Raw genomic sequence first — 18,414 nt, 5'->3', positions numbered from 1 at the left:
TCACTTTTTCTTTTCGCTCGTCTTCTCTTCATCCTGATCATCCGAGGCCGGACCTAGGAGTGCATCGGCAAGTGAGCTCTCAAGCTTTTCCTTTATGGCCTTAAGCTCCTCATTTTCCTTCTTTAAAGCCTCTTCTCTTTCCGATAAGTCCTCCTTATCGACCTGGTTGGTAATAAGCTGATGTTTCAGATCGTATAATTCCTTATCCTTCTGTGAAAGCTGTGTTTCAAGATCGGTAGCCTTCTCCTTCATCTTGAAATAATCATCGGCAATATTGAGCTCAAGTACCATGGCTCTCTGATCAGCATTTGCCTTCCTGTATGAGTCCACCTTTGTAAATTCATCTATTTTATTATTGATATAGGTGGCAACCCTCTGAAGATATTCCTCATCCTCAAATCCGCTTAAAGTATATACCCTGCCGCCTATCACTACTGTCGTACTCTTTTTCGCAGACATCCACTGTCTCCTTCACAGATAAAAATAATATCTCTTTTATTATAAAGATATTTCAGGAATATTACAAGCTGCAAATTTTGCCCAGATGCTTTATTGCCTTGTCGGTAAGCACTCTGCCCTTTGGTGTACGAACTATAAGTCCGCTCTGGACCAGATATGGCTCTGTCACATCCTCAATAGTACCCCTGTCCTCTCCGACATAGGCAGCCAGGGTGTCTATACCGACCGGGCCTCCGTCGAAGGTATCACGTATCGCCAGAAGAATCTTCCGGTCAGTCTTGTCAAGTCCCAGTGAATCCACATCTAAAAGATCAAGACTTTTTGAGGCGACATCCTCGGTTATGGCTCCGTCAAACCTCACCTGGGCTATATCACGGACCCTTCTCAAAAGCCGGTTGGCAAGTCGCGGTGTGCCTCTTGATCTCTTTGCCATCTCAAGAGCACCCTTTTCGTCTATTTCCACGTCAAGCTTTCTTGCTGAGGCCAGGATTATTGCCTTAAGCTCATCCGGACTATAATACTCCATATGGAATATGACTCCGAACCTGTCCCTTAATGGAGCGGACAAAAGTCCTGCCCTTGTCGTGGCTCCGACAAGAGTAAATCTCGGAACACTGATACGGGTAGACTTTGCACTCGGGCCCTTTCCTATCATTATATCTATAGCAAAGTCCTCCATTGCAGGATACAGCACCTCCTCGACCTGTCTGTTCAGGCGATGGATCTCATCGATAAAGAGGACATCATTTTCCTTAAGGCCCATTATTATAGCAGCCATATCACCCGGAGTCGCTATGGCTGGCCCGGATGTGATCTTCATATGTACTCCCATCTCATTTGCTATTATGCCTGAAAGCGTGGTCTTTCCAAGTCCCGGCGGTCCGAAAAAGAGCACATGATCAAGCGGCTCACCTCTGTCACGAGCCGCCTTAAGATATATCTCAAGGGTCTTCTTGATCTTTGACTGTCCTATATATTCAGAAAGATATAAGGGCCTTAGGGAATTCTCGGGCTTAATATCCTCAGCCTGTCTTTCAGTTGTGATAACTCTTCTTTCCATCACTTACTCCCAAGGATCCTTAATGTCTCGCCAAGCAGAGAGTCAAGATCCATATCATCTGCTCCATCTATCCCTTTCATCGCATTAAGGACCTCTCCGCCTGAAAATCCCATTCCGGTAAGCGCGACAAGTACATCGTTTCTTACTGCTTTGCCTGGAATAGCCTTTGTCTGGGCCGTATCAGAGCTTGTCTCTGACAGATCAGAAACATCGATCCTGTCCTTAAGCTCCAGGATGATCCTCTCTGCCATCTTTGCTCCGACACCCGGTGCCCTTGAGATAGCCTTGGCATCTCCTGCTATTACAGAAAGCCTCAGCTCATCCGGGGTCATTACTGAAAGAACTGCCATTGCAGCCTTTGGCCCTACCTTTGATATATTGTTTAGCTCTATGAAAAGATCTCTTTCCTGCTTATCTATAAATCCATAGAGACTAAGGCCTGTATTCTCGTTGAAACCTAGCAGAGTATAGATCCTGATCTTTGTGTGATCGCCCGGCAGGCGTGATATGGAGTTCCCTGACATAGCCATCATAAAGCCGATCCCGTCATGCTCTATCACGACAGAACCATCCCTTATCTCTTCTATGTATCCATCAATAAATGAAATCACCTGTAATCCACATCCTTACTCTGCTATATTTCCCAGATAATAAAATCCCTTGCAGCTATCAAGCCTTACATTTATTATCTTACCTATAAGTGATTCATCTCCTGGCAGATGGACCACGCTGTTGTTTGCAAGCCGTCCGCTGACAAGATGCTCATCCTGCTTGTTTACCTCCTCTACTAGGACCGGCAGAGTCTTTCCTGTAAGCGCCATGGCTTTCTTTTCTCCATCAGCTCTTACCCTTGTAAGAAGCCGGTCGAAGCGGTCCTTTATCACTTTCTCCGGCACCTGGTCACTCCGCCTTGCTGCCGGCGTACCTGTCCTTTTGGAGTAAATAAAGGTAAAGGCCGAATCAAATTTCACACGGTCTACGACATCAAGAGTCTCTAAGAAGTCCTGCTCGCTTTCTCCCGGATAGCCTACTATGATATCTGTAGTAAGTGCTATGTCAGGAATGGCATTTCTTATCTTATCAACCAGTGACAGATACTTCTCCTTTGTATAATGCCTGTTCATATCGGCAAGTATACGGTCACTTCCAGACTGAAGGGGCAGATGAAGGTGAGGACAGACCTTATCGCACTCTGCCATTGCTCTTATCAGATCATCCGACAGATCCTTGGGATGGGATGTCATGAAACGTATCCTCTCAATACCGTCTATCTCGTTTACCTGACGCAGAAGGTCTGCAAAACTTGTCTTTTCCTCAAGTCCCTTACCATAGGAATTGACATTCTGTCCCAGAAGCATGACCTCTATGACTCCGTCAGCGGCCAGTCGCTTTATCTCATCTATTATGTCAGATGGTCTCCGGCTCCTCTCCCTGCCCCTCACATATGGTACTATGCAGTAGCTACAGAAATTATCACAGCCGAAAGTCACATTTACGCCGGATTTGAAGAAATACTTTCTTTCGAGAGGAAGATTCTCAACTATCCTGTCGGCGCTTTCCCTGACATCTACTATATGCTTATTCTCATCAAATCTCTGATAGAGTATCTCTGCAAGCATATATACATTATGAGTCCCGAAGACCATGTCCACATAAGGATAGCTCTTCCTTATCTTATCTGTGACTACCTCCTCCTGAGCCATACAGCCACAGAGCCCTATAAGCATCTCAGGATTCTTTTTCTTATAGCCATATAGAACGCCTAGTCTTCCGAATACCTTATTGTCAGCATTCTCCCTGACTGTACAGGTATTATAGAGCACCAGATCGCAATCCTCATCTTCGCTTTCCTCGTATCCGCACCTTAAAAGGATACCTCTGAGCTTTTCGGAATCCCTGGCATTCATCTGGCAGCCGAAGGTCGTCACATGAAAAGTAAGAGGCCTTCCCAGGTCTCTTACCTTATTTTCTACTATTTTCTTAACCTTGTCCATGAAGAAGTACTGTCTTTCCGGCTCAGTGAGAGGTACCTCGGTCTCTGCCGCTGACAGGCTTCCATTGTAATAATGATTATTCTCTGATCTGTCCATTTCCATAAATTATATACTTAGAAGATAAAAGGGCATCAAGTCCCATAGGGCCTCTGGCATGAAGCTTCTGGGTGCTTATCCCTATCTCGGCTCCAAAGCCGAATTCATTTCCATCTGTAAACCTTGTCGAGGCGTTGACATAGACGCAGGCTGCATCTACCTCGTCAAGGAATTTCTGTGCGTTTTCATAGCTGTCTGTTATTATAGACTCAGAATGTCCTGTATTGTAATGATTGATATGGCTTATGGCCTGATCTATATCCTTTACAGTCTTTACCGACATCTTGTAGTCTAAGTATTCCCTTCCGAAGTCCTGATCTGTGGCCTCATAGGAATCAACAAGATAATTTCTCGCATTCTGGTCGGCAAAAAGTGATACTCTTCCCTTGAAGAGCTCCGAAAGCCTCGGCAAAAACTCAGGGGCTATCTTTTCATGCACCACAAGGGATTCAGCCGCATTGCAGACTCCTATCCTCTGTGTCTTTGCATTGTCTGTGATCCTAAGAGCCATATCTATATCGGCATACTGATCCACATAAATATGACAGTTTCCTGTGCCGGTTTCTATGACAGGTATTGTAGAATTTTCGACGACATTTCTAATAAGACCTGCTCCGCCTCTAGGTATCAGCAGGTCCACATACCTATCCATCTTCATAAAGGCCCCTACAGCCTCATGCGATAGATCCTCTATATAAAGGACTGAATCAGCAGGAAGGCCTGCTGCCTCAAGCGAGCTGTGAAGGGAATCAACTATTGCCAGATTTGTCGAGGCCGCAGCCGATCCCCCACGAAGGATAACCGTATTTCCTGTCTTGAAGCAGAGTGAGAATACATCAGCAGTCACATTAGGCCTTGCCTCATAGATCACGCCTATGACCCCGATTGGAACCTTTTTTTGACCTATGACAAGACCATTAGGCCTCTTCCACATCTTAGTGACCTCTCCTACCGGGTCCGGAAGGGAAGCGACCTGTCTCATACCATCCGCTATCTGCTCTATCCTCTGCTCTGAGAGACAAAGCCTGTCGAGAAGTCCAGGGGCCATTCCATTCTCACGTCCCCGCTTCATATCCTCCTGATTAGCAGACAGGATAGAGTCTGTCCTCTTTACCAGATCACAAGCAGCAGAGCAGATAAGGCTGTTCTTCTGGTCTGTAGTAAGCCTTGCTGTCAGATATTTGTTCTCATATGCCCTTCGGCAAATTTCTTCTACTGTCATTGTTTTCTCCTAAAGCTGTCAACAAAGGATACTTTACCATAATAAGCCTTCTATTTCAAATCAGAGGATTTCTGAAACATCACCCGAGACAACAGTAAGGACCGGCTCATAAGCTTCTGCCCCTGTTCTATCCCTCATCTCAGAGAGTCTTTTTTCTCTTTCCTCTGCTGAAAGCTTAAAGGTGTTTAAAAATATTGAATCAAGTCCGCAGGAGGCCGCAATTCCTATATCAGAATCATAGTCGTTTCCGACCATTACCGATTCCTCCTTCTTTAAGCCATGCTTTTCTAAAAGCCCCTTAATAAAGGCTGTATCCGGCTTCCTTACCTGTCTGTCAGACGAAATGAATATATCGTCAAAGTAGTCCTTTATACCGGTCTGCTCTATCTCAGGCAATGTAAATATCCTCTGGGCGTTTGAGAGCAGATAGATATGGCAGCCTCTTTCCCTGAGGGCAGAAAGTGTCCTGATCGTGCCGGGATAGGCTTGAAACCTCTTTCTCGATATTACACGGAAGGCATTTGCTATTCCAAAGATAAAGCTGCTTTCTGCTAACTCAGCTGCATTTCTGTAAAAATACGCAACTCTTGACCTGTGGGTCGACGGCGCCTCAAGATAGAGCCTTGCAAATACCCTTTCAAGCCTGATCTCAGGATATGCGAAGCCCATACGTCTGCCGAGAGCCTCCTCTTCCTCCCTGACAAGCTCCTCGTAACGCTTTTTTAGCTGGTCCCTACTATAATCGGCTCCATATACCGAATAGAGTCCCGAAAGCTTCTCCCATAAAAGACTGTCTTCCTCGTCGGTCTCAATATCAATAAGCGTCCCATAGAGATCAAAAATATAATTCCTGTACTGCTTCATTACTGCACCTTTCTGCATTTTCAAAAAACAATATCAAGATTATATCACAAAACCTCTTTCTTAACACCAGATCTTGTAATAAGCTCCCTGTCAGTTATTATGAGATCCATCCTCATATCCCACCTTTCATGAGGGATATTTCTTTCAAGCAGCTCATCAAAGCAGATACCGGCTCTTATTATATCAGGATGGAGAGAAAAGAATCTGTCATAATATCCCCCTCCATAGCCTATCCTGTTCATGTCACGATCAAAGGCAAGTCCTGGCGTAAGCGAAAGAGCCTTGCCCCCTCTGTATTCGTATCTCCTGTCTGCAGGCTCCATTACATTGAAAACGCCCCTTTTAAATCCCTTAAGGTCGCCTACACAGTAGAAATGTATGCCATCCTTTTCTGTCACCGGAAAATAAAGCCTTTTCCCTTCTTCAAGGAAAACCCGGCAGGCGCCTAGCAGATCCGGCTCGCTTCCAAGCGGATAGTAGCATAGTATATCGTTACAGGATGAAATATCTCCTGCAAGGATCCTTTCTGCTATTAGCTCTGACTTTTCTTTTCGCTCACAGGCCCCTATCTGATCGCGTTTGGTTCTGTTCCTTTTCCTTATAAGCTCACTAGTCATAGTGATCCTCTTTCCTTCTTCATCTGCTTCTTCATTTCGTACATTCTCTGGTCGGCCAGTCTGTAAACGTTGTCAGCACTAGAAGTAAGATCCTCGTCAGATGATGCGATCCCGTAGCTTATGCTTATATCGTATGGTCTTTTTCTGCTGCGGATTGTAAGAAGCTTCTCCATCCTTCTTAGCTTGCTAGCAAGTCTGCCCCTGCTCTTTTTTTCTGATATGACAAGGAACTCGTCGCCACCCATCCTAATAACCTTATCTGTCTCCTTAAAGATCGCTGATAAGACAGAAGCGCTGTCCTTTATAAGCATATCTCCCGCCTCATGACCCATTATATCATTTACTATCTTAAGCCCGTTTACATCAAGGCTTATCATAGTATATACTCTTTTTCCCCCGGTAAGATTTTTTACTAACAGATTGTAGGAAGCCCTGTTTAAAAGGCCTGTCAGAGGATCCGTATATGCAAGCTCCTTCAGGATGGCATCGCCTGACTGCTCAAGATACAGCTCTCCTATATCTACCATATAGGAATAAAGGATGATAATTACATAGGCTAATGCAAAAAAAGGAATCAACGATCTTTCAAGACCAAAAAGCCTGATCCTTATGCTGTTTACTATCAGATACCTTATTATATCTATTATGATCCCGGCGGTCATAACATCTATACCCAGAGAAAATACTCTGTTGTTTTTTCTTTCATATTTCTTCCCTGTAGAGGATATAGTTATAATAATGCTTATAGCGCTTACAAGCATATTTAACCAGTAAAGGCCTGATACAAAAATCTTTCCTCTGATGTCAAGGACTGCCGCCACTATAATGAATACGATCGGAGCCATAATGCCAACAGCTAACAGCCATCTTTTTCTTCTCCTTGCTCCCCTTACCATTACTATAAGAGAATCAAATGGAATGACAGATGCATAGAGGCATAATATCCCTATCCTGGTATTCATAGTAAAATCCGATGAAAAGAGCTCAAAGACGTTGCTTGAATACAGGGACCAAATACCTATAAGAAATGCCATAAGTCCCGTTACAAATACTCTTTCCGGAGCTGCTATCCCAAAGAATATCATCACAAAGGACAGACACAAAACTATCACTCCAAGTGATGTCAGGAAAAAACCTATAAGGCTTACAGCCGGTGAAAGATTAAGCTGGATCGCTGATCCATTCCAGGCATCTACTATATAAAAGGCAGGCAGCCTGTTGAAGGCATGGTCGTTCCCTGCTGTTATAATTACCTGACATTCGCCTCCTCTGGCATTATCGGGCAGGACGACCGCATTCATACCGCTTCCAGGCGTCTTTTCCCCGGCCGCTATGTTATTCATATACATATAGGATACTCTTCTGTTTATATATACAGTGACATTTGACAGGCTTGTCCTGAATGCAAGCGCCTTGTCAGAGCCTATATCCACAGGTATTTCTCTTTCCAGTATTACCCTGTCTCCTCTGCTTACCTTGTAAGGCAGCCTGAAGCTGTTAAGGTCTACATCATTAAAAGTTCTCTGATGAAAGATCACCCTCCAGCCTTTGTCAAGCTCAGTCCTTCCCAGAGCTGAAATGCCGGAAAGCATTATAATAAGCATATTAAATAATACGGTCACCGTAAGAACAAGAACCGTATGCTCTCTTTTCCCTTCCTTCATCATTCACACCTCCCTTTTTTGGACCACCTTTTCATCTGATACATTCTGTCATCCGATAAGAGGAATGTCTCCTGGCTTGACCTGCCCTTGGTCTCATCTGAATATGCATATCCATATGCAGAATCTATGGTAATACCATTAAGCCCCTCTGATCTTTGCTTCTCAAGCTCCTCCATCCAGGAAAGCCTCTGCCTGAGTACATCCTCCCGCAGGAGGGGATCTGAATAGATAACAAGGAATTCATCTCCTCCCATCCTGCATACTGCATCTGCATCAAAGAATACATCCTGTAGGATAGAAGAAAATTCCTTTATATAGCGGTCTCCTGCCTCATGTCCAAATGTATCATTTACCCTCTTAAGGTAATTCAGATCCAGATTTACAAGCAGATAGTCCCCTCCTGTCCCATCAAGCTCCTTAAGCCTTTTCTCGCCTACGGCCCTGTTGGAAAGTCCTGTCATTTCGTCTGAATAGGCAAGCGTGATAAGCCTCTTCTTCTGATCCTTATCGAGCTTCCTTATGAAGACATCGGCGATATAGCCTGCAAGCATAGTAATGATCATAAACAAGAGGACCGCCGGTGCAATTATAAGCTCAAAGAATGATGGCGCATCATTTGTATTGCAGAAATTATAATACAGTATATAGATTATGATCACTATTGCTGCAGTTATAATACCTGTATCAAAAATCCTCTCTGGAATAGCAGCCTTCCTTATTCTGATCACAACTATAAGAGATATGCAGACTGACTCCAGGACAAGAAGCATATGAAAGAACAAGACCGGCGTGTCTATCCTTATATTCCATGTATTGCTCAGGATAATAGCAAGAAAGGCGAATGCAATATCAATGATCACAAAGCCATCTATTATTGCCTTTACAGCCTTGCCTGCATCAGAAAGAAACCTCCGTGTCACAAACATAAGAGGGATAATCATCAGATAAAGGGTAGTATACTCTATCAGGCTGTCTAACCTCAGGTCAAGATAGAAAAGCTCTATCGTCTTGGTAAGGCACAGGCACCAGATCCCGCATATGACTGAATAGATACCGATCATAGTCAGCGTAAAAAACTTTCTGTCACCTGCTGACATGAACAGTGAGAGCGGCACAACAGACAGTCCTGAAATGATCATAAAGACTGTGATAAAGGTTCCAAGGCTCCTCTGCTGGGCGAAAAGCTCCATAGCATGGCTGGTTTCTGTTATGAGAATTTCAGGTGTACCCTTGAAGGCATTATCACAGGAGGCCATCTCCATTATCTTTATCGTTTTGCCACGGGATCTCTGCGGCAGCTGGATGAAATGATAACCGCTTCCCGGGAAAAAGTCAGACTTTCTTCCATTTCGGCTATACCCATAGTAATATATGATCCTCTCCCGACCCATGTAGTCGATAATACTTACTCTTACAAAAGCCATCCTGCTGTATAGTCTCAGGGTAAGTCTCCTACTGTCATTTCCTACATCTATCTTCCTTGTCATTGAGACTATATTATTACGTTTTACCCGGATATCATACAGCCTCTTATCTGTTCTGGAAATGCCGGCAAATCTTTTTCCACAGAAATCGATATCCCAGTTATCCTTTAAGCTGTATACGGCAAATCCCCCGTGACTGTCTGATAGATACCTCATCACTGTAAATACAGTAAAAAAAGCAATAGCAAACAATATTGCCCATATACATATTTTGCTGATCCTTTTTTTGCTTTTCCCCTGCGTCATTTTATCCTCTCTCCGATACCGGCTCTGACAAGCCAGACCTCGTCTGCTTTCTTTGCCAGAATGCATGAAATGCGTCCCGTAAGCTCAGAGTGGTATCTCTCTCTTCTGTCTACCGGCACAACCCCGCAGCCGCTTATATGACAGAATAATATGTCATAGCCGGATGTAAGCATCTCCTCTGCTATCCGTCCGGCCTCCTTATCAATATCTGCCTCCTCGTCAAAGTCATACTGATCTGCATTCCTCTCAGACAGACTAAGACCTGGGAAATGTCTTCTTCCGAACTCACTTTCCAGCTGGTATTTTCCTGAAAGAAGAAGTATCATTATATTTCTCCCGTCTGCTTCCTTTCTGATCCTGTAATCGCATCCTCTACCCTTTTCCTAAACTTCCTTGTAGAAAGAGCAATATCCTTATTTGCAAAAACGGCTGATACTGAGGCGACTCCTGCCAGCCCGAGTCCACTAAGCCCTTCTACATTAGCTGACGTAATGCCTCCAATCGCTACAACAGGTATATTGACCTCCTCTGTGATCCTTTTATATTCAGAAAGCGATATAATCCTCCTGGCATCCATCTTAGTCGATGAGCCGAAGGCCGCCCCAACTCCCAGGTAGTCTGCACCTGCCTCCTCTGAGCAGATGGCCTCAGAAAGGTTATGGGCAGTAGCGCCTATTATATATCCGCTCCCAAGTATCTCTCTTGCCTTCTCTACTGGCATATCTTCTCTGCCAAGATGGACTCCGTCTGCACCGCTTTCCTTACAGACCCTTATATTATCATTTATAAGCAGAGGAACAGTACATACTCTGCGAACAGCTCTTGCTTCCTCTATGAATTCATCCTCTGTCATATCCTTTTCCCGAAGCTGTATCATTGTCGCTCCGCCGGATATGGCCGCTCTGACCGCATCAGAAAGAGTCTCGTTTTCACCAAGCCACCTTCTGTCTGTTACCGCATATAAAAGCAGGCTTTCTGCCAGGTCCTTTCCCATAAAAAAATAACCTCCAGCTATATTCACTGAAGATTATTTTACCATAAGTTGTATAAATCTTTAATACCTTTTATTTACGAAATCTTTACAACCTTATAATCATGATCCTCGACGGCCTTCTTTAAGGCATCAGGAGAAACCGAAGGATCAAGCCTTACTACTGCTTCTCCCTTCTCATGGCTTACCTCTGCTTCACTTACTCCGTCTACTGCAAGAAGAGCATTTTTTACTGTCATCTCGCAGTGTCCGCACATCATTCCTTCAATCGTCATGGTCCTTGTCATTTCATTTGCCTCACTTTCATTATCATTGTTATCAGAAGACTCTGTCACAGAAAGATTCCTTCTCCTGCCTAAAGCCCTGTCAACCCTTGTATTGTATACAGAAAACAGATTGAGCCTTAATGCATTAAGACATACTGTTACTGACGAAAAGGCCATTGCAAGTGCCCCAATCTCAGGCCTCATCTCGAAGCTCCATCCGAAAAGAGCCTGATAGAGCCCTATGGCCAGAGGAATACAGATAAGATTATAAAAGAATGCCCAGAAGAGATTCTCATGTATGTTCCTTACAGTCTGCCTTGATAGTCTTATTGCAGCAGGCACATCTGTAAGCAGACTCTTTTCAAGTACAATATCAGCTGCATCTATAGCCACATCGGTCCCAGCCCCGATAGCAATACCACTGTCTGCTATCGTAAGTGCAGGAGCATCGTTAATACCGTCTCCTACCATTGCGACTCTGCCTGATCTCTTGAGCTTGTTAATAATTGAGGCTTTGCCATCCGGCATCACATCCGAGTAAATCTCGTCGACTCCGGCTGCGCTTCCTATCGAACGGGCGCTCCTTTCATTGTCTCCTGTAAGCATTACTACCTTTATTCCCTGCCTGTGGAGCTGACTTATGGCCTCTGCGCTTTCAGCCTTTATGGTATCTGAAACTGCGATCACTCCTAAGAGCTCTTCATCTGCAGCAAAATAAAGCGGTGTTTTTCCCTGGTCAGCAAGCTGATCCGCCTTATTGTCTATATCAGACATATAAGCCTTTATTATCGTCCTGATATAGTCCCTGTTTCCTCCTGCTACCCTCCTGCCATTTATCACTGCACTAAGTCCCTTGCCAGGGATGTTAACAAAATCCGATGCCTGATAGAGGCTTATCTCCTTATCAGCAGCATACTCGCTTACTGCCCCTGCCAGCGGATGACTGCTCATTTTCTCAAGTGAAGCAGCATAAGCAAGAAGAACTTCCTCGTCAACCGATACAGGAAGCAGATCTGTAACAAGAGGCCTACCATTGGTTATGGTTCCCGTCTTGTCAAGAGCAACTATATCCGTATGACCGACCTGCTCTAATGAGGCTGCGGTCTTGAAAAGGATCCCGGCTCTTGCCCCCTTACCGCTCCCTACCATTATGGCAACCGGAGTAGCAAGACCTAATGCGCATGGACATGATATCACAAGAACAGATACAGCTCTTGTAAGTGCGGCAGAAAATCCGCCTCCGACCACAAGCCATCCTATAAAGGTAAGAAGGGCAATAATCATTACCCCTGGAACGAATACTCCGGCTATCTGGTCTGCTATCCTTGCTATAGGAGCCTTTGTGGCCGATGCATCCGAAACCATTTTTATGATCTGACTTAAGGTGGTATCTGCTCCTACCCTTGTAGCCCTTACCTTTATATATCCTGAGGTGGAGATCGTTGCAGCCTTTACTGTATCATCCGGAAATCTGTCAACAGGGACGCTTTCTCCTGTAAGTGCCGACTCATCCACTGCTGTTGTCCCCTCTGTGATAATACCGTCTACCGGTATGCTCTCTCCCGGACGAACGACCACTATATCGCCTGAATGGACCCGATCAATGCTTATCTGCTCTTCCTTACCATTACGCTCTACGGTCGCAGTCTTTGGTGACAGCTTTATGAGGTCCTTTAGTGCATCGGTCGTCCGTCCCTTGGAATATGATTCAAGAGTCTTGCCTATAGTGATAAATGTCGGGATCATGGCCGCCGTTTCGAAGTAAATATACCTCATCGAAATGGCCATGGCTTTGCTCATATCCATTTTCCAGGCTGCATCTATCTCTGCAAAAAGTCCGGCAAGACTGTAGCAGAAAGATACAGCAGAGCCTATGGCTACAAGTGTATCCATATTTGCAGAAAAATGGGCAAGTCCCTTAAAGCCGTTAATGAAGAAATCCCTGTTGATATACATTACAGCGGCAGAAAGGAGCATCTCCATCGTAGCAAGGGATATCGGATTATCAAGTGGATCAGGGAAAGGAAAGCCCCACATGCTGACTCCCATAGAAAGATACATAAGGGCTGCAAGGAAAATGACAGAGGCTATAAGTCTCTTTACCATCCGATCAGTAGTCCGATCCCGAAGAAGTTCTTCCTCCTCCCTGACAATATCTCCTGCCTTAAGGCTCTTGTCTGACTCAGCTGCTCCCTGGCCCAGAGGACTTGCCTTGTATCCGGCATCTGCTACAGCCTTCATAACAGAAGCTGGGGAAGCATCTCCCTCTACCTGCATAGAGTTAGTAAGAAGACTTACATTTACCTGACTTACTCCATCAACGCTGCTTACGGCCTTTTCCACATGGGCCTGACAGGCCGCGCAGCTCATTCCGGATACAGAATATTTTGTCATCCTGACCTTCCTTTCTACGGGATACCCCCATCGGGTATCTCTTAAAAGGGAGTATATACCCCTATGGGGTATTTGTCAATAGGTCTGTACAGGATTTTTCTTTCCTATAGCCGTAAGGATCCCGGCAAGAGCAGCAATGCAGATGGCCAGTGTAAGCCACCAGTTCTTTGTGAAGCCTGCAATTATATATCCTGCTATACATACAAGGACCACCAGGCCTGCATACTGCATCTGAGTCTGGACATGATTTACATGGTTACACTGGGCCCCGGACGATGACATAATCGTAGTATCCGAGATCGGTGAGACATGGTCGCCGCAGACTGCTCCGGCAAGAACCGCAGAAACGGATATTATCATCATTGTCTGGTCAGACCTTGAGAACATATCGACGACTATAGGGACCAGGATAGCAAAGGTTCCCCAGCTTGTTCCTGATGAAAAGCCGATAAAAACCGCTACCATAAAGATTATCACAGGGACAAATCTGACAAGGGATGAATTCAGATCAAGAGAACTCCTCACAAAGCTCCCAAGTCCAAGACCATCTGTCGTCCCCTTAAGGGTCCAGGCAAGGACTAAGATCAGGATTGCAGGCATCATCAGCTTTCCACCCTCAGGAACTGAATTCATGAAGTCCTTGAAGCCTATTACCCTTCTAGGCAGATAATAGATCAGAAGAAAGGCTATGGTCACCAGTCCGGCAAAGACCAGGGACTCAGATGACGAGCAGTTGGCAAAATCAGAAACAATATTCTTTCCGCCATTCAGATGACCGGTCCATATCATGCACAGGATTGCCGAGGCGATCATCAACAGCATAGGAGCGACAAGATCCGAGACCTTTCCTTTAGTGTATTTTCCGCCCTCTGTCACATCGCCCTCGCCTGGCATATCCTTAAATGCCTCTCCGCCGGATGTAAATAGATCCCCTTTGGCGGCATTTTCCTCATGGACCTTCATAAGTCCGAAATCAATTCCCCTGATCGAGGTAAAGAAGACCATAAAGAGAGTCAGGATGGCATATAAATTAAATGGTATCGTAGAAAGAAACATCTGAAAGCCCGACATGGAACTTCCCTTAGGTACATAGGAATTGACAGCAGCGGCCCAGGAGGAAACCGGTGCTATTATGCAGACGGGAGCGGCCGTTGCATCGATTATATATGCAAGCTTTGCTCTTGAAATCTTATACTTGTCTGTAACCGGCCTCATAACAGACCCTACAGTAAGGCAGTTGAAATAATCATCCACGAAAATAAGCACACCGAGAAGAGAGGTTGCGACAAGAGTCGCTCTCTTTGACTTAAGGTGCTTTATTGCCCACTCTCCGTATGCCCTTGTACCTCCGGATTCCTGCATCAGGATCACTATCATTCCAAGCAGGATCATAAACATAAGTATGGAGAAATCCACACTTTTGATCATTGTATTAAAGAAGGTGTCGAAGGCCCTCCAGGGATGGAATTCTGCTGAAAGCAGGGCTCCAAGAGCGCATCCGGCAAATAGAGATATATATACCTCTTTTGTGATCAGAGCCAGAGCGATAGCAACTATAGGTGGCAAAAGTGACCAGAAGGTTCCAACAAACATATCAGTGCCTTTCTTTGTGAATTTTTTGTGAACAAGACTAGAATAACCTAATCCGGTCGCTTTTTCAATAGTTTTTTTTGAGCTTAGTGTATTTATATAGCCTGTCTACATTGTAAGACTTTATTATTTCTCCGTTTGTCTTTACAAATACTGCCTCAACTCCCTTTAGTGAGTTGACATATTCAAGGCCCTTTTTAAGTCCCATTGCAAAAACCGTTGTCGACAGAGCATCTGCTTTTGTGGATTTCTTTGTTATAATAGTCACCGAATCAAGACCGTTATTATACGGATAGCCTGTGGACAGGTTCAGGATATGATGATAGATCCTGCCGTTTTTTTCAAAATATCTCTGATAGGTCCCGCTGGTAACAATTGACATATCCCTGGCCTGAAGTGTGAAAAGAGCTGTACCATCATCGGAAAAAGGTCGCTGTATTCCTACTGTATATGGCTTGCCATCGGGTCTGTTTCCTATCAGCAGGACATTGCCTCCGAGATTTATTATCCCGCTTTTCGCCCCCATCTTCTCAAGCTTCTTTTTAATCTTGTCAGCTATAAAGCCCTTTGCTATACCGCCGAGATCTATCATTGAGTCCGGATCCTTAAGGCATACGTAGTTACCGTCTATCTCCACATTCCTGTAATCTACATGCTTTAGTGCCTGATTTAAGGCCTGTCTGTCCGGCACAGTACCTGTATTGTTCTTAAAGTCCCAGAGATCGCTTAAGTCTCCGACCGTGAGGTCAAAGATGCCATCTGACTTCTTTGAGTATTCCACTGCATCCCTTATTATCTGGATTGTTTCCCTGTGGACCCTTACCGGCTGCCCTGCGGCATTATTGATTCTTGAAATATCTGACTTTCCTTTTGTTGCCGAAAACATATTGTCATATTTCTCTGCCATTTTAAAAACAGCGTCAAGTCTTTTTGATGCCTTTGCGCTATCACCGTATAATGTAATCGTTATTACCGTATCAAAAAAAAGCCCGGTCCTGCTGTGAGGCGTATCCGCCTCCACAGAAGCATTAGAACATGAAAAAAGCGGCAGGATCATTGTAATTATCAGTATCGTTGAAAGAATCTCACGTATCTTTTTCATAATGACTGATTATACAATATTTTGATCACTGCCGCAATTATTACTTAAGGATGTCCTTTACATTATCGTTTGGGATAACAAATTCCAGATCACCCATATACATGGCTGCTACCTGACCCTGGTTATAGCAGAGGACTATATTTCCATCCTTGTTCAGATAGAATGAGGCCTTATCAAACAGGTCACTTTCCTTAAATCCAGTAAGCTCCTGATCCTCCCTGCTGTCTGTATAGAAATATGAAACATCAGGCGTATCCTTTACCTGATCCTTCATCTGATCCTCTACACTCTTTATCAGCACGCTCTTATAATCGCTTCCCTTTTTGAACAGATCTATAAGCCTTATCTGCTTTCCTGTCCTAAGAGAAATCGTATAATAGTGATTTTCTGTATAGCTGTCTGCTGCTGACTCAGTAGATGATAGCTTGAGAGTAAAGTAATCATCTGTCTTATCTATTATCTCTGTATCCACATCTACTGCCTCGTGTCCGCCCTTCCTTACCGTTTCCTTATAGGAGGCCAGATACTTATCAGCCAGCTCCTTTATCTCCTTGTTTATCTCTCCTGCTGTCTTCTTACCCTTTTTGCCACTTGCTCTGATTCCGGAAACAGATATGTCTGCCTGACTGCTTCCTGTATTATCATGATAGTCTCTTATAGTAACGAATCGAAACAGTCCACCGATTCCCGGAATGCCTGCCATCGCATTTGCAATCCCCTGATTCGTATTAGGGAGGACTACAACCGTAAAGGCTGCAGCTGCTGCTATAGCAAAGCCTCTTATTCTCTTTTTTGCCCTGTCTGCCCTGTTTAAGTTTTCTGCTTCTTCTATCCTTTTTTTCATTGCACTTACCGCCTTTTCATCCATTGAACAACCGGCATATCTTTCCTTAAGTCCATTAAACTCATCTGTCATAACCGCTTTCCTCCATCTTTGCTCTTAGCTTTTTAAGACTCCTGTACAGCCGGCTTTTAACCGTGTTCTCATTTTCATCAAGGATCCGGGCTATTTCCTGAAGCGTCATTTCCTCGAAATATCTTAGCTTGATAACCGCCTGATCCTTTTTATCAAGGGAATCGAGAGCCCTTTCAAGATCTGTATCCCTGTACTTATCCTCATGACCTTCGCCTTCGTATTCTATAGCATCAAGCGATGTCGCCCCAGCCCTGCTCATGCTACGGTAGATCTCATTCATCATGATCCGGTAGATCCAGGTCGAAGCGAACTTTGGATCCTTTAAGGACCCGGCCATCCTTATTGCTCTGTATGCTCCCTCCTGAACTATATCAGCTGCATCTGCCTCATTTTTTGTATAGCTTAGAGCCATCCGATAGTAGCTGTTATATTTTTCAAGAAGGATTCCTTCTATAAGCTTTTCGTTAGTAGTCTTTCTTTCCCGGGAAAACACTTGATTCATCACTTCCTTTCGTTTGCTTACATCTATTAGACCCCATTAGCTGTAAAAAAGTTTCAGAAAAATAAAAAAACGTCGTCTGAGACAAACAGACGACGCTTAAATAAGCTTGTTCCAAAGACCTAAGCAGTCTTTTCACAGGACTTTGCATTAAGGACTGTTATAACCTTCTTAGGACACTTGGCGGCACAATCTCCGCAGCCAATGCACTTATCCTGATCTATATAAGCTACATTGTCTACTACATGAACCGCATCATGCTGGCAGGTCTTCTCGCAGATATGGCAGGCGATGCAGCCGGTCTTACATACGGCCATTACATCCTTGCCCTTGTCCTTGTTCCTGCAGTCAACCACCTCAGAGGCATCATAAGGAATAAGCTCGATTATATCACGCGGACAGGCCTCTACGCATTTGCCACAGGCCTTGCAGGCCTCCTTATCCACTAAGGCTATACCATTTACTATATGTATGGCATCAAACTGACAGGAATCCACACAGTCACCAAATCCCATGCAGCCGTACTTACATTCCTTAGGACCGCCGCCCGGCACAAATGCCATGGCAGAACAGCTCTCTACTCCGCTATAATTGTACTTTGGAGTAGTCATGTCACAGTCTCCTATACATCTGACATGGGCTACCATCCGCTTCTGCTCAGAGGCATCGACACCCATTATTGCACCTATCTTTGCTGCAACAGGAGCTCCTCCTACTGGACACTGACCTACACCAGCCTCTCCTGCAGCTATGGCATGGGCGCAGCCGGGGCATCCAGGATATCCGCAGCCTCCGCAGTTATTGCCGGGAAGGACCGAAAGTATCTCTTCCTCTCTCGGATCCACCTGGACCTTGAACTTTTCTGATGCGAGACAGAGGAGAAAACCGATAGCGCAGCCTACCGCACCTACGATTATTGTAGCAATTATGATTCCACTAAACATACCTTT

17 protein-coding genes are annotated in these 18,414 nt (G+C 44.7%); all 17 read right to left on the bottom strand.

All coding sequences use genetic code 11. The features are described 5' to 3' along the window. Nucleotides 1-459: a cell division protein ZapA gene (gene zapA, locus ACTNCK_RS00345; protein ID WP_441080266.1), complete on the bottom strand. Its 459-nt coding sequence runs from the start codon at nt 457-459 to the stop codon at nt 1-3. Nucleotides 460-520: 61 nt separating this feature from the next. Next, complete coding sequence (ruvB, locus tag ACTNCK_RS00340; protein ID WP_441080264.1) at nt 521-1,519, bottom strand: Holliday junction branch migration DNA helicase RuvB; 999 nt, start codon at nt 1,517-1,519, stop codon at nt 521-523. Beyond that, nucleotides 1,519-2,130, bottom strand: a complete 612-nt coding sequence (ruvA, locus tag ACTNCK_RS00335) for a Holliday junction branch migration protein RuvA (RefSeq protein ID WP_441080263.1) — start codon at nt 2,128-2,130, stop codon at nt 1,519-1,521. Before ruvA ends, ruvB begins: the two co-directional genes overlap by 1 nt. A gap of 15 nt (nt 2,131-2,145) precedes the next feature. Beyond that, nucleotides 2,146-3,609, bottom strand: coding sequence for a tRNA (N6-isopentenyl adenosine(37)-C2)-methylthiotransferase MiaB (miaB, locus tag ACTNCK_RS00330; RefSeq protein WP_441080505.1), 1,464 nt, complete (start codon nt 3,607-3,609; stop codon nt 2,146-2,148). After that, nucleotides 3,590-4,831 carry a glutamate-5-semialdehyde dehydrogenase gene (locus tag ACTNCK_RS00325; protein ID WP_441080261.1) on the bottom strand — a complete coding sequence of 414 codons (1,242 nt, stop codon included), beginning with the start codon at nt 4,829-4,831 and terminating at the stop codon, nt 3,590-3,592. Before ACTNCK_RS00325 ends, miaB begins: the two co-directional genes overlap by 20 nt. Nucleotides 4,832-4,891: 60 nt before the next feature. Beyond that, nucleotides 4,892-5,713, bottom strand: a complete 822-nt coding sequence (locus ACTNCK_RS00320; protein WP_441080260.1) for an HAD family hydrolase — start codon at nt 5,711-5,713, stop codon at nt 4,892-4,894. A 26-nt stretch (nt 5,714-5,739) separates the two neighbouring features. Further along, nucleotides 5,740-6,312, bottom strand: a complete 573-nt coding sequence (locus ACTNCK_RS00315) for a 5-formyltetrahydrofolate cyclo-ligase (protein WP_441080258.1) — start codon at nt 6,310-6,312, stop codon at nt 5,740-5,742. Then, entirely contained in the window at nt 6,309-7,979 is a 1,671-nt protein-coding gene (locus ACTNCK_RS00310; protein ID WP_441080257.1) for a GGDEF domain-containing protein, read from the bottom strand. Before ACTNCK_RS00310 ends, ACTNCK_RS00315 begins: the two co-directional genes overlap by 4 nt. After that, the gene (locus ACTNCK_RS00305; RefSeq protein WP_441080256.1) at nt 7,976-9,616 is read right to left on the bottom strand and encodes a GGDEF domain-containing protein; all 1,641 of its coding nucleotides are present in this window, start codon (nt 9,614-9,616) and stop codon (nt 7,976-7,978) included. Before ACTNCK_RS00305 ends, ACTNCK_RS00310 begins: the two co-directional genes overlap by 4 nt. Before the next feature lie 86 nt (nt 9,617-9,702). Further along, nucleotides 9,703-10,032 (bottom strand): hypothetical protein, encoded by a 330-nt coding sequence (locus tag ACTNCK_RS00300; RefSeq protein WP_441080255.1) that lies wholly within the window; start codon nt 10,030-10,032, stop codon nt 9,703-9,705. Continuing rightward, the gene (gene thiE, locus ACTNCK_RS00295; RefSeq protein WP_441080254.1) at nt 10,032-10,700 is read right to left on the bottom strand and encodes a thiamine phosphate synthase; all 669 of its coding nucleotides are present in this window, start codon (nt 10,698-10,700) and stop codon (nt 10,032-10,034) included. Before thiE ends, ACTNCK_RS00300 begins: the two co-directional genes overlap by 1 nt. 74 nt (nt 10,701-10,774) lie before the next feature. Continuing rightward, nucleotides 10,775-13,357: a heavy metal translocating P-type ATPase gene (locus ACTNCK_RS00290; RefSeq protein WP_441080253.1), complete on the bottom strand. Its 2,583-nt coding sequence runs from the start codon at nt 13,355-13,357 to the stop codon at nt 10,775-10,777. Between the two features lie 75 nt (nt 13,358-13,432). After that, nucleotides 13,433-14,950 (bottom strand): Na+/H+ antiporter NhaC family protein, encoded by a 1,518-nt coding sequence (locus tag ACTNCK_RS00285; protein ID WP_441080252.1) that lies wholly within the window; start codon nt 14,948-14,950, stop codon nt 13,433-13,435. 64 nt (nt 14,951-15,014) lie between these two features. Continuing rightward, nucleotides 15,015-16,049 (bottom strand): FAD:protein FMN transferase, encoded by a 1,035-nt coding sequence (locus tag ACTNCK_RS00280; protein ID WP_441080250.1) that lies wholly within the window; start codon nt 16,047-16,049, stop codon nt 15,015-15,017. Between the two features lie 40 nt (nt 16,050-16,089). Next, nucleotides 16,090-16,965 carry an RsiV family protein gene (locus tag ACTNCK_RS00275; RefSeq protein ID WP_441080248.1) on the bottom strand — a complete coding sequence of 292 codons (876 nt, stop codon included), beginning with the start codon at nt 16,963-16,965 and terminating at the stop codon, nt 16,090-16,092. Further along, a complete protein-coding gene (locus ACTNCK_RS00270; RefSeq protein ID WP_441080247.1) occupies nt 16,955-17,467 on the bottom strand; it encodes a sigma-70 family RNA polymerase sigma factor in 513 nt (170 codons plus the stop codon). Before ACTNCK_RS00270 ends, ACTNCK_RS00275 begins: the two co-directional genes overlap by 11 nt. Nucleotides 17,468-17,586: 119 nt before the next feature. After that, the gene (locus ACTNCK_RS00265) at nt 17,587-18,408 is read right to left on the bottom strand and encodes an RnfABCDGE type electron transport complex subunit B (RefSeq protein WP_441080246.1); all 822 of its coding nucleotides are present in this window, start codon (nt 18,406-18,408) and stop codon (nt 17,587-17,589) included. Nucleotides 18,409-18,414 lie beyond the last annotated feature (6 nt).

The organism is Candidatus Weimeria sp. HCP3S3_B5, assembly GCF_052064335.1.
Classification (GTDB): domain Bacteria; phylum Bacillota; class Clostridia; order Lachnospirales; family Lachnospiraceae; genus Weimeria.
Note: the sequence above shows the minus strand (reverse complement) of the source record. Positions and strands in the feature narration are given on the sequence as shown.

What these genes read in the sequence shown, in the direction of transcription:
- zapA (WP_441080266.1), bottom strand. Translation starts at nt 459, where the DNA reads ATGTCTGCGAAAAAGAGTACGACAGTAGTGATAGGCGGCAGGGTATAT.
- ruvB (WP_441080264.1), bottom strand. Translation starts at nt 1,519, where the DNA reads ATGGAAAGAAGAGTTATCACAACTGAAAGACAGGCTGAGGATATTAAG.
- miaB (WP_441080505.1), bottom strand. Translation starts at nt 3,609, where the DNA reads ATGGACAGATCAGAGAATAATCATTATTACAATGGAAGCCTGTCAGCG.
- ACTNCK_RS00325 (WP_441080261.1), bottom strand. Translation starts at nt 4,831, where the DNA reads ATGACAGTAGAAGAAATTTGCCGAAGGGCATATGAGAACAAATATCTG.
- ACTNCK_RS00320 (WP_441080260.1), bottom strand. Translation starts at nt 5,713, where the DNA reads ATGCAGAAAGGTGCAGTAATGAAGCAGTACAGGAATTATATTTTTGAT.
- ACTNCK_RS00315 (WP_441080258.1), bottom strand. Translation starts at nt 6,312, where the DNA reads ATGACTAGTGAGCTTATAAGGAAAAGGAACAGAACCAAACGCGATCAG.
- ACTNCK_RS00310 (WP_441080257.1), bottom strand. Translation starts at nt 7,979, where the DNA reads ATGATGAAGGAAGGGAAAAGAGAGCATACGGTTCTTGTTCTTACGGTG.
- ACTNCK_RS00305 (WP_441080256.1), bottom strand. Translation starts at nt 9,616, where the DNA reads ATGAGGTATCTATCAGACAGTCACGGGGGATTTGCCGTATACAGCTTA.
- ACTNCK_RS00300 (WP_441080255.1), bottom strand. Translation starts at nt 10,032, where the DNA reads ATGATACTTCTTCTTTCAGGAAAATACCAGCTGGAAAGTGAGTTCGGA.
- thiE (WP_441080254.1), bottom strand. Translation starts at nt 10,700, where the DNA reads ATGGGAAAGGACCTGGCAGAAAGCCTGCTTTTATATGCGGTAACAGAC.
- ACTNCK_RS00290 (WP_441080253.1), bottom strand. Translation starts at nt 13,357, where the DNA reads ATGACAAAATATTCTGTATCCGGAATGAGCTGCGCGGCCTGTCAGGCC.
- ACTNCK_RS00285 (WP_441080252.1), bottom strand. Translation starts at nt 14,950, where the DNA reads ATGTTTGTTGGAACCTTCTGGTCACTTTTGCCACCTATAGTTGCTATC.
- ACTNCK_RS00280 (WP_441080250.1), bottom strand. Translation starts at nt 16,049, where the DNA reads ATGAAAAAGATACGTGAGATTCTTTCAACGATACTGATAATTACAATG.
- ACTNCK_RS00275 (WP_441080248.1), bottom strand. Translation starts at nt 16,965, where the DNA reads ATGACAGATGAGTTTAATGGACTTAAGGAAAGATATGCCGGTTGTTCA.
- ACTNCK_RS00270 (WP_441080247.1), bottom strand. Translation starts at nt 17,467, where the DNA reads ATGAATCAAGTGTTTTCCCGGGAAAGAAAGACTACTAACGAAAAGCTT.
- ACTNCK_RS00265 (WP_441080246.1), bottom strand. Translation starts at nt 18,408, where the DNA reads ATGTTTAGTGGAATCATAATTGCTACAATAATCGTAGGTGCGGTAGGC.